This is a genomic window from Arthrobacter sp. LFS091 (assembly GCF_047977885.1).
Lineage (GTDB): Bacteria > Actinomycetota > Actinomycetes > Actinomycetales > Micrococcaceae > Arthrobacter.
Genome location: NZ_JBFPFP010000005.1, coordinates 368271 through 391734, shown reverse-complemented (window position 1 = coordinate 391734; position 23464 = coordinate 368271). Strand labels below are relative to the sequence as shown.

At 63.1% G+C, this 23464-nt stretch carries 26 protein-coding genes and 1 riboswitch; of the genes, 7 read left to right on the top strand and 19 right to left on the bottom strand.

Going from position 1 to position 23464, the window contains the following annotated elements:
- The 6 genes from ACNQOP_RS12040 to ACNQOP_RS12015 form a co-directional block, all read left to right on the top strand.
- A partial coding sequence (locus ACNQOP_RS12040; RefSeq protein ID WP_416404563.1) for a transketolase-like TK C-terminal-containing protein occupies positions 1-364 on the top strand: 364 nt, incomplete at its 5' end.
- A gap of 184 nt (positions 365-548) precedes the next feature.
- Positions 549-1793 carry a PucR family transcriptional regulator gene (locus ACNQOP_RS12035; RefSeq protein ID WP_211713534.1) on the top strand — a complete coding sequence of 415 codons (1245 nt, stop codon included), beginning with the start codon at positions 549-551 and terminating at the stop codon, positions 1791-1793.
- 88 nt (positions 1794-1881) lie between these two features.
- Positions 1882-2811, top strand: coding sequence for an ACP S-malonyltransferase (locus ACNQOP_RS12030; protein WP_416404562.1), 930 nt, complete (start codon positions 1882-1884; stop codon positions 2809-2811).
- Positions 2808-3869: a beta-ketoacyl-ACP synthase III gene (locus tag ACNQOP_RS12025; protein WP_257371061.1), complete on the top strand. Its 1062-nt coding sequence runs from the start codon at positions 2808-2810 to the stop codon at positions 3867-3869. Before ACNQOP_RS12030 ends, ACNQOP_RS12025 begins: the two co-directional genes overlap by 4 nt.
- Positions 3870-3985: 116 nt before the next feature.
- Positions 3986-4231: an acyl carrier protein gene (locus ACNQOP_RS12020; RefSeq protein WP_175320862.1), complete on the top strand. Its 246-nt coding sequence runs from the start codon at positions 3986-3988 to the stop codon at positions 4229-4231.
- Positions 4232-4361: 130 nt separating this feature from the next.
- Positions 4362-5597, top strand: coding sequence for a beta-ketoacyl-[acyl-carrier-protein] synthase family protein (locus ACNQOP_RS12015; RefSeq protein WP_235522075.1), 1236 nt, complete (start codon positions 4362-4364; stop codon positions 5595-5597).
- Positions 5598-5690: 93 nt separating this feature from the next.
- Here ACNQOP_RS12015 and ACNQOP_RS12010 read toward each other — a convergent pair whose 3' ends face one another.
- The 17 genes from ACNQOP_RS12010 to ACNQOP_RS11930 all read right to left on the bottom strand — a co-directional run bounded on the left by ACNQOP_RS12010 (position 5691) and on the right by ACNQOP_RS11930 (position 18979).
- The gene (locus ACNQOP_RS12010; protein WP_026005636.1) at positions 5691-6194 is read right to left on the bottom strand and encodes a DUF3145 domain-containing protein; all 504 of its coding nucleotides are present in this window, start codon (positions 6192-6194) and stop codon (positions 5691-5693) included.
- Positions 6195-6430: 236 nt separating this feature from the next.
- Entirely contained in the window at positions 6431-7366 is a 936-nt protein-coding gene (locus ACNQOP_RS12005) for a tyrosine recombinase XerC (RefSeq protein ID WP_416404561.1), read from the bottom strand.
- Positions 7367-7420: 54 nt separating this feature from the next.
- A complete protein-coding gene (gene dprA, locus ACNQOP_RS12000) occupies positions 7421-8650 on the bottom strand; it encodes a DNA-processing protein DprA (RefSeq protein ID WP_416404560.1) in 1230 nt (409 codons plus the stop codon).
- Positions 8647-10188, bottom strand: a complete 1542-nt coding sequence (locus ACNQOP_RS11995) for a YifB family Mg chelatase-like AAA ATPase (RefSeq protein ID WP_416404559.1) — start codon at positions 10186-10188, stop codon at positions 8647-8649. Before ACNQOP_RS11995 ends, dprA begins: the two co-directional genes overlap by 4 nt.
- On the bottom strand, positions 10189-10554 hold the full coding sequence (locus ACNQOP_RS11990) for a YraN family protein (protein WP_284987125.1): 366 nt from the start codon (positions 10552-10554) through the stop codon (positions 10189-10191).
- A gap of 101 nt (positions 10555-10655) precedes the next feature.
- A complete protein-coding gene (locus tag ACNQOP_RS11985) occupies positions 10656-10991 on the bottom strand; it encodes a DUF2469 domain-containing protein (protein WP_235522071.1) in 336 nt (111 codons plus the stop codon).
- 79 nt (positions 10992-11070) lie between these two features.
- Positions 11071-11832, bottom strand: coding sequence for a ribonuclease HII (locus ACNQOP_RS11980; protein ID WP_416404558.1), 762 nt, complete (start codon positions 11830-11832; stop codon positions 11071-11073).
- Complete coding sequence (gene lepB / locus ACNQOP_RS11975) at positions 11832-12638, bottom strand: signal peptidase I (RefSeq protein WP_416404557.1); 807 nt, start codon at positions 12636-12638, stop codon at positions 11832-11834. Before lepB (ACNQOP_RS11975) ends, ACNQOP_RS11980 begins: the two co-directional genes overlap by 1 nt.
- Positions 12639-13316: a signal peptidase I gene (gene lepB / locus ACNQOP_RS11970; protein WP_235522068.1), complete on the bottom strand. Its 678-nt coding sequence runs from the start codon at positions 13314-13316 to the stop codon at positions 12639-12641.
- Between the two features lie 79 nt (positions 13317-13395).
- Positions 13396-13749 (bottom strand): 50S ribosomal protein L19, encoded by a 354-nt coding sequence (rplS, locus tag ACNQOP_RS11965; RefSeq protein WP_014922079.1) that lies wholly within the window; start codon positions 13747-13749, stop codon positions 13396-13398.
- Between the two features lie 267 nt (positions 13750-14016).
- The gene (gene trmD / locus ACNQOP_RS11960; RefSeq protein WP_416404556.1) at positions 14017-14817 is read right to left on the bottom strand and encodes a tRNA (guanosine(37)-N1)-methyltransferase TrmD; all 801 of its coding nucleotides are present in this window, start codon (positions 14815-14817) and stop codon (positions 14017-14019) included.
- Complete coding sequence (gene rimM, locus ACNQOP_RS11955; RefSeq protein WP_257369284.1) at positions 14818-15372, bottom strand: ribosome maturation factor RimM; 555 nt, start codon at positions 15370-15372, stop codon at positions 14818-14820.
- 130 nt (positions 15373-15502) lie between these two features.
- Positions 15503-15745 carry an RNA-binding protein gene (locus ACNQOP_RS11950; RefSeq protein WP_235522066.1) on the bottom strand — a complete coding sequence of 81 codons (243 nt, stop codon included), beginning with the start codon at positions 15743-15745 and terminating at the stop codon, positions 15503-15505.
- 1 nt (position 15746) lies between these two features.
- A complete protein-coding gene (rpsP, locus tag ACNQOP_RS11945) occupies positions 15747-16169 on the bottom strand; it encodes a 30S ribosomal protein S16 (protein WP_024817151.1) in 423 nt (140 codons plus the stop codon).
- Between the two features lie 231 nt (positions 16170-16400).
- Positions 16401-16838: a hypothetical protein gene (locus tag ACNQOP_RS11940; protein ID WP_235522065.1), complete on the bottom strand. Its 438-nt coding sequence runs from the start codon at positions 16836-16838 to the stop codon at positions 16401-16403.
- A gap of 106 nt (positions 16839-16944) precedes the next feature.
- Positions 16945-17817, bottom strand: a complete 873-nt coding sequence (locus ACNQOP_RS11935) for a VOC family protein (RefSeq protein ID WP_284987119.1) — start codon at positions 17815-17817, stop codon at positions 16945-16947.
- A gap of 79 nt (positions 17818-17896) precedes the next feature.
- A complete protein-coding gene (locus tag ACNQOP_RS11930) occupies positions 17897-18979 on the bottom strand; it encodes an amidohydrolase family protein (RefSeq protein WP_416404555.1) in 1083 nt (360 codons plus the stop codon).
- 84 nt (positions 18980-19063) lie between these two features.
- Positions 19064-19171, top strand: a riboswitch (TPP riboswitch).
- Between ACNQOP_RS11930 and thiC the strand changes: the two genes are divergently transcribed.
- Complete coding sequence (thiC, locus tag ACNQOP_RS11925) at positions 19167-21014, top strand: phosphomethylpyrimidine synthase ThiC (protein ID WP_416404554.1); 1848 nt, start codon at positions 19167-19169, stop codon at positions 21012-21014. It overlaps the preceding riboswitch by 5 nt.
- Here thiC and ACNQOP_RS11920 read toward each other — a convergent pair.
- Both ACNQOP_RS11920 and ffh read right to left on the bottom strand, forming a co-directional pair.
- On the bottom strand, positions 20997-21719 hold the full coding sequence (locus ACNQOP_RS11920; RefSeq protein ID WP_235522062.1) for an alpha/beta fold hydrolase: 723 nt from the start codon (positions 21717-21719) through the stop codon (positions 20997-20999). The two genes, thiC and ACNQOP_RS11920, sit on opposite strands and share 18 nt — an antisense overlap.
- 59 nt (positions 21720-21778) lie before the next feature.
- Positions 21779-23356 carry a signal recognition particle protein gene (gene ffh, locus ACNQOP_RS11915; protein WP_235522061.1) on the bottom strand — a complete coding sequence of 526 codons (1578 nt, stop codon included), beginning with the start codon at positions 23354-23356 and terminating at the stop codon, positions 21779-21781.
- Positions 23357-23464: the final 108 nt, after the last annotated feature.

The window sequence follows — 23464 nt, the reverse complement described above, 5'->3', positions numbered from 1 at the left end:
AGACCACGCCTTCCTCAACCCCGGCCAACCCGCACCCACCCCCTTCATCACCGAACAACTCGCAGGCAAAACCGGACCCGTCATCGCCGTCACCGACTACATGAAAGCCGTGCCCGACCAAATCCGCCAATACATCCCCAACGACTTCGCCTCCCTCGGAGCAGACGGCTTCGGCTTCTCCGACACCCGCCAAGCCGCACGCCGCTACTTCAAAAACGACACCCACTCCATCGTCGCCAAAACCCTGCAACTCCTCGCCGCCAAGGGCGAAGTTGCGGAGGACGCACTGGAGAAGGCCATCGAGAAGTATCGGCTCCTGGATGTCAACGCCGGCACCACCGGCGGAGCAGGCGGCGACGCCTAAATAGTTGCCGGGCACGTCCCGCAACAACAGCAGTACCGCGACGGCGGCTTCCACCGAAAGGTGGGGGCCGCCGTCGGGCTTTAAGGGGGCAACCAGGGTGCCCGGCAGGAGGTGACGGGCAGCAACGTCAGTTGTAGCCTTCTCACAAATGGAGCTTGCCCGGGATGGGCCGTATGCTCGTTCCATGGCAGAGCCCGTCAAAACAACTTCCAAGCGCAAGGCAGCAACCCCGGCATTGTCGCCTGAAAAGGCCGAAACCCTGCGGCAGCTGCGCGCCAACGTTGGGCAACTGTCCACCAGCACCATGCGAAAGCTCGAGAAGTCACTGCCCTGGTACAGCCGCCTGAGCTCGGACGAGCGCTCGGCGCTGGGATTGGTGGCCCAGAATGGCATCGCCGCATTCGTGACGTGGTACGAGCGTCCGAGCTCGCCGTCGTGGATCCTCACCGATGTCTTTGGTAATGCCCCCACCGAACTGACGCGCTCCATCAGCCTGCAAAAGGCGCTGCAGCTGATCCGCATCGTCGTCGAAGTTGTCGAAGACCAGGTACCCGTGATCGCTCCGGAGTCGGACCAGCCATCGTTGCGCGAAGCGGTCCTGCGATACTCGCGGGAGGTCGCGTTTGCGGCAGCGGACGTTTATGCGCGTGCAGCTGAATCGCGTGGTTCCTGGGACACACGCCTTGAGGCCTTGATCGTAGATGCCATTCTTCGAGGCGAAAACACTGACGCTTTGCGGTCCCGGATCGCTGCCCTGGGCTGGAAAGCCCAGGAGAGGTTCACCGTCATGGTGGGCAATTCGCCGTCGGAACCCAGCGCCAGTTACGTCAGCGAACTGCGCCGGACGGCCGGGCGCTTCGCCGAGGACGCACTGGTGGGAATCCAGGGCGACCGGTTGATCCTCATTCTGGGCGGGGTACAGGACCGGGACACGGCCTACGTCAAACTCAGCGAATTGTTCGCCCCCGGCGCCGTCGTGTACGGACCCGAAGCCGGTTCGCTGGTCGAGGCGAGCAGTTCGGCACAAGCGGCTTTCGCGGGCCTCACGGCCGCCCGCGCCTGGCCTTCGGCCCCGCGCCCGGTGGCGGCCGATGACCTGCTCCCCGAACGTGTGGTCTCGGGCGATGACGCGGCCCGCAGGTCGCTCATCAAGAACATCTACCGGCCCCTTCTGGCGGCCTCCAATGGCTTGGTGGAGACTCTGGGAACCTACCTTGAGCTGGGGCATTCCCTGGAGGCCACAGCCCGGGAACTGTTCGTGCATGCCAACACTGTGCGCTACCGTTTGAAGCGTGTCTGCGACGTCACAGGCTGGGATCCGCTCCTGCCCAGGGAGGCGTTTGTGCTGCAAACGGCCCTGGTTGTAGGCCGGCTTTCGGCCCAACCCAAAGCCGCCCCGGAACGTCACGCGTCGCGTTCACAGAACTGAACCGTTGTAGACTTCCTACAAACTGACCCAGTGAGCTTGGTGTACCAAAACACCAGTGGATCACGTGGCAATTTGGAAAGCTGGATACGTGCTTGCAATCGTCTGCCCTGGACAGGGCTCCCAGACCCCCGGATTTTTGGCCCCCTGGCTGGAACTCCCCTCCGTCGAAGGCCAGTTGGCCTCCCTGAGCGAGATCGCAGGCATTGACCTCAAGGCCCACGGCACCACCTCTGACGAAGAAACCATCAAGGACACCGCAGTAGCGCAGCCGTTGATTGTTGCAGCCGGCCTGGTAGCTGCAAGTTCGCTCTTCGACGTCGAGCTCAGCAGCCTTCCGGTCATCCTGGCCGGCCACTCCGTCGGTGAGATCACGGCTTCCGCCCTTGCCGGCGTCCTGACCGACGCCGAAGCCATGACTTTCGTCCGTGAACGCGCCAACAGCATGGCAGCGGCAGCGGCAGTGACTCCCACCGGCATGAGCGCCGTGGTAGGAGGCGACCCCGCCGAGGTCCTGGCAGCCATTGAAGCTTCCGGCGCAACTCCGGCCAACGTCAACGGCGCGGGCCAGACAGTCGCGGCCGGCACTTTCGACCAGCTCAAGGCTCTCGCAAACAACCCGCCGGCCAAGGCCCGCGTCATTCCCCTTAAGGTTGCGGGCGCATTCCACACCTCGCACATGGCCCCTGCGGTGAGCGCTTTGGAAGCCCTCAAGCCATCGTTGTCGCCCCAGAGCCCGTCCGTCCCGTTGCTGTCGAACTACGATGGCCAGGAAGTTACGGATGGCACGGCGGCCGTCGAGAGCCTCATTGCACAGGTCTCCCGGCCCGTTCGCTGGGACAAGTGCATGGAAACAATGGTCAAGCGCGGAGTCACGGGCGTCATCGAGCTTGCACCCGCCGGGACCCTTGCCGGCCTCGCCAAGCGCGGCATGCCCGGCGTGAAGACCGTTGCAGTAAAAACCCCGGATGACCTGTCCGCGGCTCTTGCACTTTTCGCTGAATTGGAAGGACAGGCATGAGCACCCCGGTACTGAACAAGACTGCGGTCAATGAGAACGCCCGCATCCTGGGCATCGGCGCCTACCGGCCCGACGTCATAGTCACCAACGAGGACGTTTGCCAGTGGATCGACTCTTCCGACGAGTGGATCCGCCAGCGCACCGGCATCATCACCCGCCACCGCGCCGCCGCGGATGTCAGCGTGATCGACATGGCCGAAGGTGCTGCGCGCGAAGCAATCCAGCAGGCCGGAATCGAACCGTCCCAATTGGGCGCAGTCATTGTCTCGACCGTGACTCACCCTTACGCCACGCCGTCGGCCGCCGCCGCCCTCACCGAACGTTTGGGCGCGACGCCGGCACCCGCCTTCGATATCTCGGCCGCCTGTGCCGGGTACTGCTACGGCGTGGCCCAGGCTGATGCCCTGGTGCGCTCCGGCGCAGCGCAGTACGTCCTGGTGGTCGGCGCCGAGAAACTCTCGGATGTTATCGACAACCACGAGCGCACCATCTCCTTCCTGCTTGGCGACGGCGCAGGTGCAGTGGTTGTTGGCCCGTCCGACACCCCCGGCATTGGCCCGTCCGTCTGGGGTTCCGATGGAAGCAAATGGGACGCCATCGGCATGACGCACTCGCTGGAAGACGTCAAGAAACTTGGTGAGTCCGCACGGCACTCCGACGAAATCGACGACCCCGCCATTCTTTCGGCCACCCAGGATGTCTGGCCCACACTGCGCCAAGATGGCCAGACCGTGTTCCGTTGGGCCGTGTGGGAGATGGCAAAGGTAGCCCAGCAAGCCCTGGACGCTGCAGGTATCGACGCCGCAGACCTCGCGGCATTCGTTCCCCACCAAGCGAACATGCGCATCATCGACGAGATGGTCAAGAAGCTGAAGCTCCCCGAGTCCGTTGTCATCGGCCGCGACATCGCCCAGGCCGGCAACACATCAGCCGCTTCCATCCCGCTGGCCACACACCGCCTACTCAAGGAAAACCCGGAACTGAGCGGCGGCCTTGCCCTGCAAATCGGCTTCGGAGCGGGCCTGGTCTTCGGGGCGCAGGTAGTAGTCCTGCCGTAGAACCTGGAGTCCCGGTGGCCTCCAGCCAACTGAATACGACTTACAAACCCAAACCGTAACCGCGGTTTGCCCCCCTTTCCGGCAGTAGCCGGTACAAACAAGAAAAGGAGCCAACAATGGCTAGCAACGAAGAGATCCTGGCCGGCCTGGCTGAAATCGTCAACGAAGAAACCGGCCTTGCCCCCGAAGCCGTGGAACTGGACAAGTCCTTCACCGAGGACCTGGACATCGACTCCATCTCCATGATGACCATCGTTGTCAACGCTGAAGAGAAGTTCGGCGTTCGCATCCCCGACGAAGAGGTAAAGAACCTCAAGACCGTCGGCGACGCCGTCAGCTTCATCGCAAACGCACAGGCTTAGTCCTGACAACGCTGTGCCGGGCCGGGATTCCTCCTTGCGCCCGGCACAGCCGCAATAACGCCCAGAGTTTTTCTTGCCTCCCCCCGTGCATCCATCGGGAGGGCAGGCTGATCCGACAGAGAGTGATCGCATGGCACGCAAAGTAGTCATAACCGGTCTGGGGGCCACCACTCCCATCGGCGGCGACGTACCCACAATGTGGCAGAACGCGCTGAAAGGGGTCTCCGGCGCCCGTACGCTCGAAGATGAGTGGGTGGCCAAGTACGACCTCCCCGTCCACTTTGCTGCCCGGTGCTCGACGCCGGCCCTGGACGTCCTGAGCCGGGTGGAAGCCAAGCGCATGGACCCTTCCACGCAGTTTGGTGTCATTGCCGCCCGTGAGGCATGGGCGGATTCCGGTATCGGCGAGATCGACCACGACCGCTTGGCAGTGGCCTTCGCTACTGGCATCGGCGGCGTCTGGACGCTCCTGGACGCTTGGGATACCCTCCGTGACAAGGGTCCCCGCCGGGTACTTCCCATGACAGTCCCCATGCTGATGCCCAACGGCGTAGCCGCTGCCGTCAGCCTGGACCTCGGCGCCCGCGCTGGAGCACACACGCCTGTTTCGGCCTGCGCGTCCGGCACGGAAGCGCTCCACCTTGGCCTGGACCTGATCCGGTCCGGCAAGGCTGACGTGGTGGTCTGCGGTGGCGCTGAAGCAGCCATCCACCCGATGCCTTTGGCGGCGTTCTCCTCCATGCAGGCGCTCTCCCGCCGGAATGACGAGCCGGAGCGCGCTTCGCGCCCCTACGACATCGACCGTGACGGCTTCGTCATGGGTGAAGGTGCCGGAGCTTTGGTCCTCGAGGCCGAGGAGCACGCCATCGCCCGCGGAGCACGGATCTACGCAGAGCTTGCCGGAACCTCGGTGACCGCGGACGCTTACCACATCACGGCACCGGACCCTGAGGGCCTCGGCGCTACAAGGGCCCTCAAGGCTGCCATGTTCGACGGCCGCATCCAGGCTGAAGACGTTGTCCACGTCAACGCCCATGCCACGTCGACACCGGTGGGCGACAAGCCTGAGTACACTGCACTGCGGGCTGCCCTTGGCACCCACGTGGACAATGTGGCGGTCTCTGCCACCAAGTCCCAAATGGGTCACCTGCTGGGAGCTTCCGGAGCCGTTGAAGCCGTCCTGACGGTTTTGGCTGTCTACGAACGAAAGACACCGGTGACCATCAACCTCGAGAACCAGGACCCGGAGATCCCCCTCGATGTCGTGACCTCCGTTCGCGACCTGCCAGCGGGCGATATCGTCGCTCTGAGCAACTCCTTCGGCTTCGGCGGACACAACGCTGTCATCGCTGTCCGAAACGTCTAGAAGCACTGTCCAGGCCCCGGCCTGAAGACATGAAGAGGGCCCCGCCATCCGGTGGGGCCCTCTTCATTGCTATGGGGTGGTGTTTGTCTCGAGTCAGCCGACCTGGTGCAACCAACGCACGGGTGCGCCTTCGGCTGCGTGCCGGAACGGCTCGAGTTCCTCGTCCCACGCTTCACCGAGCGCGAGGGACAGTTCATGGTAAACGGCTGAGGGATCCCCCGCACCGGACTCGTAGGCATAGCGAATGCGATCTTCAGTGACCATGATGTTCCCGTGCACGTCTGTGACGGCATGGAAAATACCGAGCTCGGGTGTATGGGACCAACGGGCCCCGTCGACGCCCTGGCTCGGCTCTTCGGTAACCTCGTAGCGCAGGTGGGCCCACCCTCTTAGGGCAGACGCCAACTGCGCCCCCGTGCCGGGCGTACCGGTCCACGACAGCTCAGCCCGGAACATCCCGGGCGCAGCAGGCTGAGGGGTCCACTCAAGATCGGTCCGCTTGTCCACGACCGATCCGATGGCCCACTCAACGTGCGGGCAAAGTGCCGTCGGGGCCGAGTGCACAAACAAGACACCGCGGGTTGTTGCAACAGACATTCCATCCTCCATAGCTGTAGGTACGTCTTCCCCAACGACCTCTGCCTGGATGTTTGCTGTTGCTGCGGGTGCCATGAAATTCAAGCGTGCCCTGACAGGCTATTCATTTATATGAAGTGCTACTGACGATATTGGCACAGATATAACCCTCAAGTGTGCATTGAAGGTTTCCCCGTGGTGCTTTCATTTTGCCGTACGCTGCCGGTTTCCGCCAGTGCGGAGTTTACTTGCGCGCGTCACGCACGTGGGTGCGCTTGCTGGTAGCTCTTCCGCAGCCGATCCACGGAAACGTGCGTGTAGATCTGTGTCGTCGCGAGGCTGCTGTGGCCGAGGATTTCCTGCACAGCCCTGAGGTCCGCACCCCCGTCGAGCAGGTGGGTGGCGGCACTGTGCCTGAGCGCATGGGGGCCGGTGGCCGAAGTATCACCCAGATCCTGCAGCATTTTGTTCACCACTGCGCGGATTTGTCGTGGATCCACTCTGCCGCCCCGTGCCCCGAGGAACAATGCGGGTCCGCTCAAGGCAGTCACGACGGCTGGCCGCCCTCGCCTCAACCAGTCGTCGACGGCGACCGCCGCCGGGACACCGAATGGCACCGTGCGCTCCTTGTTACCTTTGCCCAGCACCCGGAGTGTCCGTCGGTCAGGATCGAGGTCATCAACGTCCAAGCCCGCGAGTTCACCTACGCGGACTCCGGTGGCATACAGCAGTTCCACCATGGCACGGTTCCGCACGGCCGTGGGACCGCCCTCCTCGGCCGCCGTTGTCAGGTCATCCACCATCCTGGTCACCTGCTGTTGGTGGAGGACGCCCGGCAGGGACTTTTCCCGCTTGGGGGCCTGCAACCTGACGGCGGGATCAACGCCAATCAGCTCTTCCCGCAACGCCCACGAGGTGAACGATCGTGCGGTGGCTGCTCGGCGGGCCAATGTGGCCCTGGCCATGCCTGCTTCGCTCTGGGCACCGAGCCAGCGTCGAAGGGAACCGAGCTCCAAATCTCCGAGCTCTCCGACACCTTCCTGAACAGCAAAACCGAGAAGGCTCTCGACATCGGCAATGTAGGCACGAACGGTGTGCGCAGACCTGGCGCGTTCCCCCGCCAGATAGCGCCGGAATCCTTCAACTGCGCTTTGCAGCGATTCTGGTAATGATTGGCCATCCACCCTTCCCACTGTGCCAGTAGCGGGTATCAACAGGCAGCATCAACATACCCTTCCTCGGCCCGGCTAGGCATTCTTGGCTCTCTTCCACGTTCCACGGTCCGAAGTGGCGAGCCCCAGCGCATTCAACCGTGCCAGCCCTGCACGGACGGCGTCGGGACTGAGTCCGGCCACCACCGTCAGTTTCTCTACTGAACTGGCGGATCTTAGCGGGAGGGCATCCAGGAGAATGAGGTCCTCCAGGCACAAGCCGTCGTGTACTGCGGGAGGAGATTCTTTCTCTCCACCGTCCATGTCCCCCATTGCGCCCGCCAGCTCGGCGATCTCCCCGGCATCAGTTACGCATACTGCTCCGCCGTCCCTGAGGAGGCGGTGGCAACCGGCGGAATTGGCACTGTGCACCGACCCTGGGACAGCTGCCACAGCCCTGCCCAACGTCTCAGCGTGGTGGGCTGTGTTGAGGGCCCCCGAACGCCAGCGCGCTTCCACTACCACGGTGACCGAAGCGATTGCGGCAATGAGCCGGTTCCTTTGGAGGAACCTGTAGCGAGTGGGAGCCGATCCGGGCGGTACCTCCGCGATCACAGCTCCCTGCGTCGACACGGCCCTGAGTAATTCTTCATTGCCCGACGGGTAGAAACGATCAACCCCGCCTGCCATGACCGCAATGGTGGGTATGTCGGCACTCCCACCGCTCAAGGCCCCACGGTGCGCATGGGCGTCAATCCCGTAAGCGCCGCCTGAGACCACCGTGTATCCGCGTTGCGCAAGGGTGTAGGCGAAGTCTCCGGTCACTGATGCGCCATAGCTGGTACTGTCCCTTGAACCAACAAGTGCCACGGCCTGTCGGGCAGTGGGAAACGGCTGCTCGTTGCCCCTCCACCACAGGCAAAGTGGCTCCTGCAGACCGAGGTCGGCCAGCTGCGCCGGCCACAGCTCATCTCCTGGAACAATGACTCTCCCACCCAAGCGCCGCATTGTCTCCATGTCGCGCTCAGGGGCGAGGTCGGCGACGCGCGGTGCCCAACGCCGGAGGCTGGCGGCGAGGCCTGGCCACGTGGCAGGGCCTCCCTCGTCCATGAGGAGCTCGGAGATTTCCTGCTCCAGCGTGGGCCCAGTACCCAGTTCCCCCGTTGCCACTCCCAGGGCATCGATGGCTCCGACAGCCCGCACCAGGGCCAGGCCCACTGAGTCTTGCGGCTCCATGAGCCGCGCCAGCGCCGCCCGGGCTATGCGTTCCTTTTCCTGACTGGTTGTTGGCACGTGGCTTGGTCCTTTCGTGTAATTGCGTCTCATGCTGCGGATGCAGCCTGGCGGAGTCCGAGGCCCTGTCCGATGTGGTTGATATCCGGCCTGTCCGTTTGGTCCAGGTCCGCCAGTGTCCAGGCCAGCCGAAGGACGCGATCGTAGCCGCGCGCTGTCAGTGCACCTCGTTCAAGGGCAATGTCCAGCACCCGAGTGGTTCCCGGAGGTAACTTCAGCTCTCCGCGCAGCACGCGACCGGGCACCTGCGAGTTGGCCTCGAGACCGAAAGGTACAAGGCGCTCCAGCTGCCGTGACCGCGCCGCCAGTACCCGGTCCGCGACTGTGGCGGTGTCTTCTTCTTGTGACGCACTGCCAAAGTCCGCCAGTGACACCCGCTCCACCTGCAGTTGAATGTCCACCCGATCCAGCAGTGGACCCGATATGCGCCCGAAGTACCGGCGCCGCATCATCGCCGTACATGTGCAGTCCGTCCCTTTGCCGGTCGCCTTGCCGCACGGACACGGATTCGCGGCCAGTACCAGCTGGAACCGGGCCGGATAGGCTGCAGTGCCCGCCGACCTGTGGATGACCAGTTCGCCGCTTTCCAGCGGCTGGCGGAGGGCATCGAGTACCCGGCGCTCGTATTCCGGTGCCTCATCCAGGAAAAGGACGCCCCGGTGTGCCCGCGACGCCGCACCTGGACGGGGAAGTCCCGAACCGCCACCGATAATGGCCGCCGCAGTGGCGCTATGGTGGGGGTTTTCAAAAGGGGGCCTGCGGATCAAGCGCGCCGCTGACGACTGGATCGCGGCCAGGGAGTGGATTGCGGTGACTTCCATGGCAGCCGTATCAGCCAAGTCAGGCAGCAACCCGGGCAACCGTTCGGCCAGCATGGTTTTACCGGCCCCCGGCGGTCCGGTCAGGAGCATGTGGTGCCCGCCGGCTGCAGCGACTTCCAAGGCCCTGCGCGCCTCTCCCTGCCCCGAAACGTCACAGAGGTCAGGCTCCGGGAACCCGGTGGTGTCGTCATCCTCGGCAGTGTCAGTCCCCGATGGCTCGTAGTCCAGTACGAGGTCCTTGGGGTCTGCACCGAAATCGTAGGCGAGCCGCGCGAGCGTTTTGTACCCGTGAACCTTTGCCCCGGGCACCAGCGACGCCTCGGCGGCATTCGCCTCCGCCACGACGATGTCCGGAAAGCCTGCCTGCACGGCGGCCATAACCGCCGGGAGGATTCCACGAACAGGACGCAGCCGTCCATCCAGGCCAAGTTCTGCCATGAACACCGTCCTGCCAATGGAGCGGACATCGTTGGCTGCACAAAGGACAGCCATGGTGATGGCGAGGTCGAAGCCGGATCCCCGCTTAGGCAGTGAAGCCGGAATCAGATTGGCCGTGATCTTTCGCCGGCTCAGTGGGATGCCGGAGTTCTGGGCGGCGGAACGAATCCGTTCCTTGGCCTCGTTCAGTGCCGCGTCCGGAAGGCCCAGGATCACGAAACTCGGGAGCGTTTGTCCAATGTCCGCTTCGACCTCGACGATGTAGCCATTCAAGCCAACCAGGGCCACGCAGTAGCTGCGCCCCACCCCCATCTAACCCACACCCCGCAGGTGCTCCAGCAGGGGTCGCCCGATGCCGTCGTCGACAACGCCAACGACGTCAATGCGCCGGCGCAAGGCCCTCACCTCGTGGGCACGGCACCACGACGACGCGAGCCGGTGCAGGCGGGCCAGCTTGGCTGGACCTACGGCTTCGAACGGATGTCCGTAATCCAGGCTTCGACGGGTCTTGACCTCAGCGACTACGAGGATGTCGCCCTCGAGGGCCACAATGTCAATTTCGCCGTCCGTGCAGCGCCAGTTGCGATCTATGATCCGCATTCCCTGGGTCTCCAGGAACTCAGCGGCCAATGCTTCGCCATGTTGGCCAAGCAAGTCTTTTGCTCTCATGACCATCACCTCCGCTACCAGCTTTCAGGCTGGCAACGGCGGACGGCAGGGGGTCACTGCGCTATGTGGGTAACTCCCCGGTAGTCACGCTTGTGGAGGAACACTTGGGACTAGTTGCCAAGGTCGCCGAGTCCGCCGTCCTTCGGTAGCGCCAGGTCTTCACTCTTCGGAAGTTCTTCCACGTTGACGTCCTTGAAGGTGATGACCCTGACGTTTTTCACAAAGCGGGCCGAGCGGTACACGTCCCATACCCAGGCATCCTGCAACGTGAGGTCAAAGTAAACTTCACCATCCGCGCTGCGGGCCTGGAGGTCAACATGGTTGGCAAGGTAGAACCGCCGCTCAGTTTCGACTACGTAACTGAACAGTCCGACGACGTCCCTGTATTCACGGTAGAGCTGCAGCTCCATGTCGGTTTCATAGTTCTCAAGGTCCTCGGCGCTCATGCTTCCATCTTGCACCATCTTCAGGACGTGACGCGCCACCCGGGCCCGGCCTGGGGCTTGGGAGCGTCCATGGAGCGGATCAGTCGGCTCCGGAGCTGGTCAGGTTCCAGCTCGTCCGGTGGTAGGCGCTGGGACCTTGCTGCCGGATCATCTCCCTGTGGGCGGAGGTGGCATAGCCCTTGTTGACATCCCACCCGTAGGCAGGCAGCTCGGAGTGCAGGTCAACCATGATGCGGTCCCTGGCCACTTTGGCCAGGACACTGGCTGCCGCGACACTGAGGCAGCTCATGTCGGCCTTGACCTTGGTGTGGACGGGAGCTTCGCAGGCGGGACCCGCTGGGGTGTCAAAGAGGGAAGCCTGGACCTCGGGTGAAAGCCAGTTGTGGCTGCCATCCAGTAGCACGATGTCCGGGGTGATCCCGCCGGCCAGGATGTCGAACCACGCCCGCGTACCTGCCAGGCGCAGCGCGGCGATAATGCCGATCTCATCGATTTCCCGGGAACTCGCGTGACCCACGGCGCATGCCACAGCCCAGTCCCTGACCAAGGGCTCAAGCCGTTCGCGGTCCTCGGGCTTGAGCAGTTTGCTGTCCCGGACATCGGCCAGCAGGCCATGGTCGGCGAGGTTCACCACGGCGATCCCCACGCTCACGGGACCGGCCAACGCGCCTCGGCCTACCTCGTCCACGCCCGCAAGCAGGCTCACACCTGGAGCCAGGAACGTACGTTCGTGGTCAAGGGTGGGAAACCCAACGGCTTTCTTTGCCTTGGGCGCGGCTTTCTTGCCCTTGGATTTCGCTGGGGACTTGCCCGTCGTGACGGCTGCCGTGGTGGTTGTCATTACTTGGTCGCTGTTGCCTTGGGGACATCCCGGAAGACGTCTGAGTGGTTGTCGAGTATTGTCCATCGACTCACAGGCCACGCGATGACGGTCGCTTTACCTTCAATGTCGTCGATGTTGATGAACCCGCCGTTGACTTCCTGGTGAGCCCGGGAATCGGCCGAGTGGTTGCGGTTGTCGCCCATGACCCAGACCTTCCCTTCAGGAACCACGACGTCGAATGCGCTCGGTTGGGGAATTTCCGCCGGGTTAATGTACGTCTCATTCAGCGGCACCCCGTTGACGCTGACGCGTCCTTGGGCGTCGCAGCAGGAGACGTGGTCGCCGGGGAGGCCGATGACACGCTTAACGAGGTGCTGATCGGTGTTATCGGCCATCAGCCCCACGAATTCGAGGCTGTCGTTCAACCAGTCCATGGGCCCGGCGGGCTTTTGCGGTACGGGTTCGAGCCAGGCCTGGGTGTCCTTGAACACCACTACATCACCGCGGGACAGGTCGAACGGGCCCGGAACCAGGAGGTTGATGAAGATCCGGTCGTTGACATCCAAGGTGCTTTCCATGGATTCCGAGGGGATATAGAACGCCCTGAACAGGAAAGTCTTGAGCAGGAAGGACAGCACCAAGGCAATCGCTACAACGGTGACGATCTCTTTCACCCAAACGAGGACGGGATTCCTGTGCGTCTTCCCGGGAGCATCAGCGTCATCCGGGCTCGTCTCCGCCAAGCCGGCAGTACTTGCCGTTCCGTCCGAGAGCCGTGCGTCGTCGTCGTACCTCTCAGGGTTCCCGGGAGCTTTGTCCGGCATCTACTGTCCGTTCTTCAAAGGTGTTTCAGCCTGCGCGGAGCGAGGCATCTCTGCAAATCTATCAAGTGGCCAGACGATCTGGACCGGCCGGCCGATAACCCGTTCCACGGGCACCATACCGCCGCCCGGTGCACCCAGCAGTCCGCGGGAGTCCGCTGAACGGGAACGGTGGTCGCCCATCAGCCACAGACGACCCTCCGGCACCACGACGTCGAACTTCTGCTTGCTGGGTTCATCCCCTGGGTACACATAGGGTTCATCAACAGGCTGATCGTTGACTGTGAGTCTTCCGTCGGCCGAGCAGCACCGGACGTGGTCGCCGGCGACTCCTATGACCCGCTTGACGTACGTGGTGTCACTTCCCGTAAGTCCGAACCACTGGCTCGCCGCAGAAACCGCATCGACCAACGGGCCTTGGCCGCTGCTGAGCGGAGCGAATGAACCGCGGCCATCGAAAACGACCACGTCACCCCGGCGGATTGGCTCCGACGCGTAGGCCGTGCGGGAAACAAGGATCCGGTCCCCGGTTCCGAGGAGGGGTTCCATGGATTCGGAGGGAATGTAATAGACATCCAGCCACAACGAGCGCACCAAACCACTGATGGCGACAGCAAGGACCAGTGCGAGCAAAACAAAACGCCAGCCCTGTTTCCGGGGCTGGCGTTCTGATGTGTCCATGACTCGTATCCCTGTTGCGTTGCGGATTGCTCCGGAACTACCGGGCACGAATCCTGGACCCGTTGCGTAAGTCGCAGGACTACTTGGCGAAGTCGCGCTTTTCCTTGATCTTCGCAGCCTTACCGCGCAGTGCACGCATGTAGTAAAGCTTGGCGCGGCGGACGTCACCCTTGGTGACGACCTCGATCTTGTCGATGATCGGGGAGTGTACCGGGAAGGTACGCTCTACGCCGACACCGAAGGAAACCTTGCGAACGGTGAAGGTTTCGCGAACGCCGTCACCCTGGCGGCCCAGGACGAAGCCCTGGAATACCTGGACACGGGAGTTCTTGCCTTCGATGATGTTGACGTGAACCTTGAGGGTGTCGCCCGCACGGAACTCAGGAACATCGTTACGCAGCGATGCTGCATCTACGCTATCGAGGATATGCATTAATCCACTCCTGGTGAACGCCACAGGTCATTCACTTTGGGTTACGGCGGACAAGCCCGGGGGCACTTAAAGCCACCGGAAATTTCCGCCGAAGTTTCTTAGTGTCCGGTTCCGCCACTGATTGGCGTCACCGGGTTGCCCGACTGTTGGCTGAACTCCCCCTGTGGCAGGTGTCAGCCCAGCAGACACAAGGGTTAATTCTGCCATATGCGCTGCCGTCGGGCCAACTGTCAGGTCCCTTGAACGTTCGACGGCGGGAGCGCGCCCTTAGTTTGCGGCGTCGCCACCGGGCCGCGGACGCAAACGGCCGTCGACGACGTCGTACCCGAGGTCCGCCAAAGCGTTGCGGTCAGCGCGACTCAACGCACCGGCGTCGAACGCTTCCAGAAGGTCCGGACGGCGCTCGGCTGTCCGCCTGAATTGCTCGTGGCGGCGCCATTGGGCGATCTTGCCGTGGTTGCCACTGAGCAGGATGGCGGGGACCTCATGGTCGCGCCATGCGGAGGGCTTCGTGTACACCGGGTATTCCAGCAAACCGTCGGAGTGGGATTCCTCAACCAAGGACTCAGGATTGCCGACAACCCCCGGGAGGAGGCGCCCAATGGCTTCCACCATGGCCAGCACGGCTACTTCGCCACCGTTGAGAACATAGTCTCCAAGGCTGACGGGACGAACCGTGAAGTGGTCCTGCGCCCAGTCGATGACGCGCTCGTCGATGCCTTCGTAGCGTCCGCAGGCAAAGACGAGTTGGTCCTCTTCGGCAAGTTCGTAGGCCAGGGCTTGGTTGAACCTCTCCCCTGCCGGCGAAGGAACGATCAGTACGGGCTTGGAACCTTCACGGGCCCCTGCTACGGATTCGAGGGCCTGGGCCCACGGCTCAGGCTTCATCACCATCCCTGCCCCACCGCCATAGGGGGTGTCATCCACGGTGCGGTGCCTGTCCGTGGTGAAGGAGCGGAGATCGTGAACGTTAAGTTCGAGCAATCCGTCCTGGCGGGCCTTGCCTATGAGCGAAAGCTCAAGCGGGGCAAGGTATTCGGGAAAAATGCTGACGACATCAATCCTCATTCAGGCATCATCCCCGGTGCCGTCCTTGGACTCCTCCGCGGTGGACTCGTTGATCTCAAATAGGCCGGCAGGAGGGGTGACCAGGATGTAGCCGTCCTCGACGTTGACTTCAGGCACGATCTCGTCGACGAATGGAATAAGGATTTCCTTGCCGTCCGGGGTCTTGACCGTCAGCAGGTCCTGGACCGGGAGCGTGGTGAGTGCAGCGATGGTGCCCACAACCTGCGAGCCAACCCGCGCTTCAAGGCCAACGAGCTCGTGCTCATACCAGCCTTCATCATCGTCCTCGTCATCCAGTTCCTCGGTTTCGATGAAGAGCTTGGCGCCGCGGATGACTTCGGCAGCGTTGCGATCGGCAACTTCCTCGAAGCCCAGCAGGAGGATGTCCTTGTTCCACCGTGCGCTGCGGATGGTCAGGGGGCCGGCAGAGGCCGGCTCCACGACAAACTCGGTACCTGCGACAAAGCGCTCCGACGGGGCGTCGGTGAGTACCTGCACCGTGACCTCGCCGCGGATGCCGTGGGGTTTGCCGATCCGGGCCACCTGGAGCTGCATGGGTTCCTCTGAATTCTTGTTGTTCCCGCGCCGCCAGGCAGCCACGGTAATGAATGTTGGATAAAGCAATCCGGCCCCTCCACCATATTCGGTGAAGGGGCCGGACCTAAGACAAGATGTGCTGAGCGCGTTACCGGCGACGGTCGGTGTCGACGACGTCGACCCTGACCTGCTCGCCACCAGCCAAAGCCGCAACAACTGTGCGCAGTGCGCGGGCTGTGCGTCCTTGACGGCCGATTACCCGTCCGAGGTCCTCTTGGTGAACTCGCACCTCAAGGGATTCCCCGCGGCGGTTGTTCTTGGCACTGACCTTGACATCCTCAGGACTGTCAACGATCCCACGAACCAAGTGCTCGAGCGCTTCGGACAGCAACTTACTCAGCCTCGGTGGTCTCTGCTTCAGCCTCGGCCGGAGCCTCAGCAGCTTCGTCCTTCTTGGCCTTCTTGGTGATGGCTTCCGGGATGATGACGGAACCCTTCTCCGGTGCTACGAAGGCTTCCTTCGGAGCTTTGGTCTTCAGGGTGCCTTCCTGGCCCGGCAGGCCCTTGAACTTCTGCCAGTCACCGGTGATCTTGAGGATCGCAGCAACCTGCTCGGTCGGCTGGGCGCCAACGGACAGCCAGTACTGGGCGCGCTCGGAAGCGACCTCGATGTACGACGGCTCTTCGGTGGGGTGGTACTTGCCGATTTCTTCAATGGCACGGCCATCGCGCTTGGCGCGGGCATCCATGACGACGATGCGGTAGTACGGTGCGCGCATCTTACCGAAGCGCTTAAGGCGAATCTTTACGGCCACTTTTGTGGTCACTCCTGTTTCTGAAACGAGGTGAACCCGACGTTCTGCACCCGTGGGGCGGGCCATACTGGACGGTTCGAAGGACAAGATACGGGCACGGAGAGAGGGGCCGCACCGATCAAGTACCTGTCCATTGTGCCAGATGCCCGGTGCAATTACGACTTAGGCCGCAAAGGGTGGCGTGTTCTTGGTCACTCCGGACGGATCGTATCCGCGAAAACCGGGCAACTGTCAGGCGGACCAGACGTAGAGTCCGGAGCGGTCGGCTTTTTCCACATCCGTGGCGAGGGCGGCCAGTTGCTGGACGTACTGGCGCGATTGGGTAGCGTCAAAGGGCATGTCGTCCTGGGCGGCCCAGGCCGCAGCAACATCATCAAGGACGTTGCCATCGCCCTCACTTTCATAGGTGAGCAGTTCGGCAAGCGCGCGCACCATGGCCTCGGGAACTCCGAGGAGGGCATCACTCGTCACATCCACCAGGGCGAGCTCATAGTCTGCTCCCGCAGCATGGACGGCCTGTCCGGCGAGGTCGCCCAGCTGTTCTACCTCAAAGTCGGTGATGCCTTCGATCCTGACGGCGGGGCCCGTGGCTTCGGCACCGCGATCCAGTGCGGCTGCCCGTTTGAGTGCTTCGTCGTGGGTGGCTACAAATATTTCGGCAAAGCCCATGGAAAGTACTCTCAATCCTTCGTGCTGACGGGGCGGCGGCACGGGAACCGAAAGGTTCCGCGCCGTCAATGCCCAGCTTAGTGCAGCCATGGGCTGCCAGGACGATTCAGCGAACGGCGACGCGCAGCTTGTTCCGCCATGGGTCGTCGAACCGAAGCTCAGCGCCGGTGTGGTGGTTCTGGACGCCCGCCACCTTCAGCCGGTCCGCCAGCATCGCGACGTCATCAGCCGTGGGGACCTCGATCAGGACTTCCCCAAGCCCCAGCGTGTCCTTTCGGGGTCCGGCACCGCGACTGTTCCACACGTTCATGGCCATGTGGTGGTGGTACCCACCGGCGGAAACGAACAAGGCCTGGCCGTGCCAGCCCGCCGTCCGCTCGAACCCCAGGGTTTCCACATAGAACCTTTGCGCAGTTTCAACGTCCCCCACTTGGAGGTGCACGTGGCCGATCCCGGCGGCTGCCTCCCGCTGGCCGGTCACGGCAGCCTCACTCAGGTGCTGCTGCAGGAACCGCTGCGGCGGGAGTGCGACGTTGTCCATGACGACGTTCTTGCCGTCCCACTGCCACAGTTCGCGGGGCTTGTCATAGTAGAGCTCAATACCGTTGCCCTCGGGGTCGGTGAAATAGAACGCCTCGCTGACCAGGTGGTCGGCGCTTCCGGCAAAGGCGCGCGGCTCGTATTCTGCCGCCGTGGCAATGGTGGCCGCCAGGGATGGCTGGTCCTCAAAGAGGATGGCGGTGTGGAACAGGCCCGCTTCCCCACGGCCCGGGATCTGCAGACCTGAGGCAGGCGCCAGGTGGACAACAGGCTTTCCCGTGCGGCCCAAGTACAGTCCGCCATCCTGCTCGGCCACGATGTCCAGGCCCAAGGCGCGCTGGTAGTAGTCGCTCATGACCTTCATGTCGCCTACCTTGAGCATGACGGTGCCCATGGTGAGTTCGGCAGGAAGAAGATCCTGGCTGTTTGCTGTAGTCATGTGAAGCTCCTGGGTTTGAGGCTGCCGCCCTTTCGGCACCTTCTACTAGTACTAAATTACTTGAAGCTTCAATTTATTCCTAACGGATGATCCCGCCACGTAAAACGATGTGCTGGAGTTCGGCCACGGTGTTGAGGGCGACCCGCGGATCTTCACGGCAGAGAACGACGTCGGCACTCGCCCCTTCGCTGATGGCTTCGGCACCCAGCCACGCCCTTGCGCCCCACGTTGCGGCCTCCAGGACAGCGGAAGGCGGCAGGCCGGCGTCGTGCAGTTCCTTCATCTCGTCCGCAATCCGGCCGTGCTTGATCACGCTGCCGGCATCGGTGCCCGTGTAGATGGTGACACCGGCTTCGAAGGCCTCCAGCACGCGGTCGTGGCGGCGTTCCCACAGCTTCGCCATGTGATCTGCGTAGACGGGGAACTTGGGCGCGGCCTGGGCGGAAATCTCCGGAAAAGTCGCAATGTTGACCAGCGTAGGGACAATCGGAACGCCCTGCTCCACAAGCCGCGGAAGGTGCCGCGGCAAGAGGCCCGTAGCGTGTTCGATGCAGTCGATATTGGCGTCCAGCATGTCGTCAATGGTGTCTTCTGCGAAGCAGTGGGCCGTAACCCTGGCTCCCTCATCGTGCGCGGCCGAAATGGCGTCCTTGACCAGCTTGGCCGGGAAGGACGCGGCCAGGTCACCAATGCCGCGATCGATCCAGTCGCCCACGAGTTTCACCCAGCCATCGCCGTCACGGGCTTCTTTGCGGACGGTCTCCACGAGCTGTTCGGGATCGATTTCATGGCCCAGTCCTCGGAGGTACCGCCGGTCCCTGGCTATATGCCGGCCAGCCCTGATCAGTCGCGGCAAATCCGCGCGCCCTTGGACCCAGCGCGTGTCACTGGGCGATCCGGCATCACGGATCAACAGTGTGCCGGCCGCCAGGTCTGCCCTTGCCTGGGCGAGGGTGGTCTGCTCATCAACCGCACCGCCCGGCCCCAAACCGATGTGGCAGTGGGCGTCGACAAAGCCGGGCAAGACCCAGCCGTCGAGCACAACGTCCGGTGCCGCCACCGGCTGGATGAACGTCAGGCGACCGTCAACGGACCACATGCCCCTGCGCTCCCTGCCTGCTGCTACGAGCACCGTACCGCTGAATTCGATGATGTTGGCCATGGCAAAAAGCCTAGCCCTGTACGTGCCTGGCAAGCCTGCAACGCCATATGACTGTGCGGCCGCAGGCAGCTGTGGTAGCTTCGTCTACGACCACACGGGGGCCCCTGCAGGGGCTGAGATCGGACTGAGGCAGTCTGCGACCGTTGAACCTGTCCGGGTAATGCCGGCGAAGGAAGTGAGCAGTCCCTTGAGCACCACAGAAACACAGCACAGCCCTGCCCAAAACGCGACCGTCGTTAAGACCGGGGCACCGGAAACCGTGACGCAGTCGCTGAAATCCCACTCGCTGGGGTGGCTTGAAGATCCCGAACATGGCATTCGCGTTCCTGTCACCGAGATCGCACTGGAACCCTCCCCCAATGGCCAAGCCAACCCGCCCCTGCAGGTTTATCGAACTGCCGGACCGGGCAGTGATCCGAGAGTCGGGCTGGAACCGTTCCGTGCACCCTGGATCGAAGGCCGGGGCGACACGGAGCCGTACTCGGGCCGTGAAAGGAACCTGCTCGACGACGGCAAGTCCGCGGTCCGGCGCGGTGCGGCATCGGCGGAGTGGAAGGGCGCACAACCGGTGCCCCGCCGCGCCGTCGAGCAGAAGACCGTCACACAGATGCACTACGCCCGGAAGGGCATCGTGACGGAGGAGATGCAGTTCGTGGCCTTGCGCGAGAACTGCGATGTCGAATTGGTCCGCAGCGAAGTTGCCGCCGGACGCGCCATCATCCCCAGCAACATCAATCACCCGGAATCCGAACCGATGATTATCGGCAAGGCGTTCCTGGTCAAGATCAACGCCAATATTGGCAACTCCGCGGTGACCAGCTCCATCACCGAGGAAGTCGACAAACTGCAGTGGGCGGCGCAATGGGGTGCCGATACGGTCATGGACCTCTCCACCGGCGATGACATCCACACCACGCGGGAATGGATCATCCGCAACTCCCCTGTTCCAATCGGCACGGTTCCCATTTATCAGGCACTCGAAAAGGTCAACGGCGAGGCCAATAAGCTCACGTGGGAGATCTTCCGCGACACCGTGATTGAACAGTGCGAACAAGGGGTGGACTACATGACCGTCCATGCCGGGGTGCTGCTGCGCTACGTCCCGTTGACTGCCAATCGCGTCACCGGCATCGTTTCCCGCGGCGGCTCGATCATGGCCGGCTGGTGCCTGGCCCACCACCAGGAGAACTTCCTCTACACCCACTTCGACGAACTGTGCGAGATCTTCGCCAAGTACGATGTCGCCTTTTCGCTCGGCGACGGGCTGCGTCCCGGCTCCATCGCGGACGCCAATGATGCCGCGCAGTTCGCAGAGCTGGACACCCTTGCCGAGCTGACCCAGCGGGCGTGGGAGTTCGATGTCCAGGTCATGGTTGAAGGCCCGGGGCACATCCCCTTCCACTTGGTACGTGAAAACGTCGAACGCCAGCAGGAACTGTGCAAGGGTGCCCCGTTCTACACACTGGGCCCCTTGGTCACGGATGTGGCGCCCGGCTACGACCACATCACCTCGGCCATTGGCGCGACCGAAATCGCCCGCTACGGCACGGCAATGCTCTGCTATGTGACACCCAAGGAACACCTTGGCCTGCCGAACAAGGACGACGTCAAAACCGGTGTGATCACCTACAAGATCGCCGCCCACGCCGCTGACCTCGCCAAGGGGCACCCTGGCGCGAACGAGCGCGACGATGCACTGTCCAAAGCCCGCTTCGAGTTCCGCTGGCGCGACCAGTTCGCCCTGTCCCTCGATCCTGTGACAGCCGAGGCGTTCCACGACGAAACCCTGCCCGCCGAGCCGGCCAAGACCGCACACTTCTGCTCGATGTGCGGGCCGAAATTCTGCTCCATGCGGATCAGCCAGGATATCCGCGATGAGTACGGTTCAGCTGAAGCGCAGGCCGCAATCGCCGGCATGTACAGCGGCATGAGGGAAAAGAGCCAGGAGTTCCTGGCTTCCGGCGGGAAGGTCTACCTGCCGGAACTGCAGGTACCCGGCACTGCGGGCAATGGCAGCTCAGGACGCCTGAACTGACATGGCCCGTCCCACGTCCGCGACAAACGAGCGGATGATGTGATCGCCATCCACTGAATCCTGGGGCCGGTGCCCGCCCGCTGCTACCCGGCGGAGGGCGCCGGTCTCCTGGAGGTATCCCGCAATTTCCTCGTAAAGCGGCTCCCAACCACCCGTAAGGACCAAGGTGGGAACGCCGGGCACAATGTGAAGCGGTGCCTCCCATGGCGGTGCCTGGAGCCTGAGGCGCCGCGCAGACTTCCGGGCCTCCGGCGTGTCCAGTCCCCCGGTTTCGGCCGAGAAAGCCCTGCGGAAGTATTCCCGCTGGTAGTCGGCGTCGTTCAATTGTGCCCGGACGTCGAACAACGGCTCCATCAGCGCACGGTGGGAGGCCGTGGCCGGCAGTTCGGCTGTCAGCGACAAGCACGCCGGCTCCACCAACGACAGCGAATGCACAAGATCAGGACGCTCAATAGCTGCCAGCATGGCGGAAATGGCGCCCTGTTCGTGCGCCACGACGTGGCCTCCACCGGCATCGGCCAACGCATTGATCACGATGGCGACATCTGCTGCCACATTGGATGGCGCCGGTTCCTCGACCGCCGAAAAGCCGTGCCGCCTCAGGAACAGGGCGTCATAGGCCAGCGCCATGCCGTGTTGCTTCGGCCATGCTGCGGCGCCGAAACTCCCCAGGCCGTGAACGAAGACTACGCGCTGCTTGTGCATTGGTTCAGCCTATTCCACGGCTCTGACATCCCAACTGCCTGGCAGCTGGGACGCACTGTCTACTTACCGAGGAACTTGTCGAAGCCCTTGGGAAGGTTCAGCGACGACGGGTCGAAGTCCGCCGCGCCTTGCCCAAAAGCCGCGCCCGTGGGGGCCGCTGAAGCAGCGTTTGCCCGTTTGGCCTCCGCATCGCGAAGTTCCTGGGCTGCCTTGGCCGGGTTGCCGGACCGTGCCTTCTTCTTGGGAGTGTTCTTCCCGTTCTTGCGTCCGCCAGGGCCACCGAGGCCGGGCATCCCAGGCATACCCGGCATGCCACCGCCCTGGGCCAGCTTCTTCATCATCTTCTGTGCCTGGGCGAAGCGTTCCAGCAGGCCGTTGACCTCGGAGACATGCACGCCGGAACCCTTGGCGATGCGGGCGCGGCGGGAACCGTTGATGATCTTGGGAGCAACACGCTCGTGCGGTGTCATGGAACGGACGATCGCCTCGACGCGGTCGATCTCTTTTTCGTCGAAGTTCTCCAGCTGCTGACGGATGTTTTGAGCACCCGGCATCATCATGAGCATCTTCTTCATGGAGCCCATGTTGCGGATCTGCTGCATCTGGGCGAGGAAGTCGTCAAGGGTGAAGTCTTCCTGGTCGGCGAACTTCTTCGCCATCCGGGCGGCTTCATCCTTGTCCCATGCCTTCTCGGCCTGCTCGATCAGGGTGAGGACGTCACCCATGTCGAGGATGCGGGAAGCCATGCGGTCCGGGTGGAAGAGCTCAAAGTCGTCCAGGCCTTCGCCGGTGGAGGCAAACATGACGGGCTTGCCGGTCACGGACGCCACGGAAAGCGCGGCACCACCGCGGGCGTCGCCGTCGAGCTTTGACAGGACGATGCCCGTGAAGTTGACGCCCTCGTCGAAGGCCATCGCCGTGTTGACGGCGTCCTGGCCGATCATGGAGTCGATCACGAACAGGACTTCGTTGGGGATGATCGCCTGGCGGATCCGGCGTGCCTGATCCATCATTTCGGCGTCGACGCCCAAGCGGCCGGCGGTATCAACGATCACGACGTCGTGAAGCTTCTGGCGGGCTTCCTCGACGCCGGCCTTGGCGACGGCGACCGGGTCACCGGCAGGGTGTTCAAGTTCCGAGGTAGCGCCGGGGTGCGGAGCGAAAACCGGGACACCGGCACGCTGGCCAACAACCTGGAGCTGCGTCACTGCATTGGGACGCTGAAGGTCGCAGGCAACCAGCATGGGGCTGTGGCCCTGGGCCTTGAGCCACTTGGACAGCTTGCCGGCGAGGGTGGTCTTACCGGCACCCTGGAGGCCCGCGAGCATGATGATGGTGGGGCCGTTCTTGGCCAGGCGGATCCGGCGGGTCTCGCCACCGAGGATTTCCTTCAGTTCCTCGTTGACGATCTTCACGATCTGCTGGCTGGGATTCAGTGCACCTGAAACTTCGGCACCGAGCGCGCGTTCACGGATGCGTCCAGTGAATTCGCGGACCACCGATACGGCGACGTCCGCATCCAACAGGGCGCGGCGGATCTCCCGGACCGTGGCATCGACGTCAGCCTCGGTGAGGCGGCCCTTGCCACGGAGGTTCTTGAAGGTTGCTGTCAACCGGTCAGAGAGTGAATTGAACACGCGCCGTGCACTTCTTTCGATGGTCTACGAATGGCGGCCAATGCGGCACGCCAGAGTCTTGACGATTCTTGCCCCGGCACGATGACTCAACTACGGGATGACTCAACT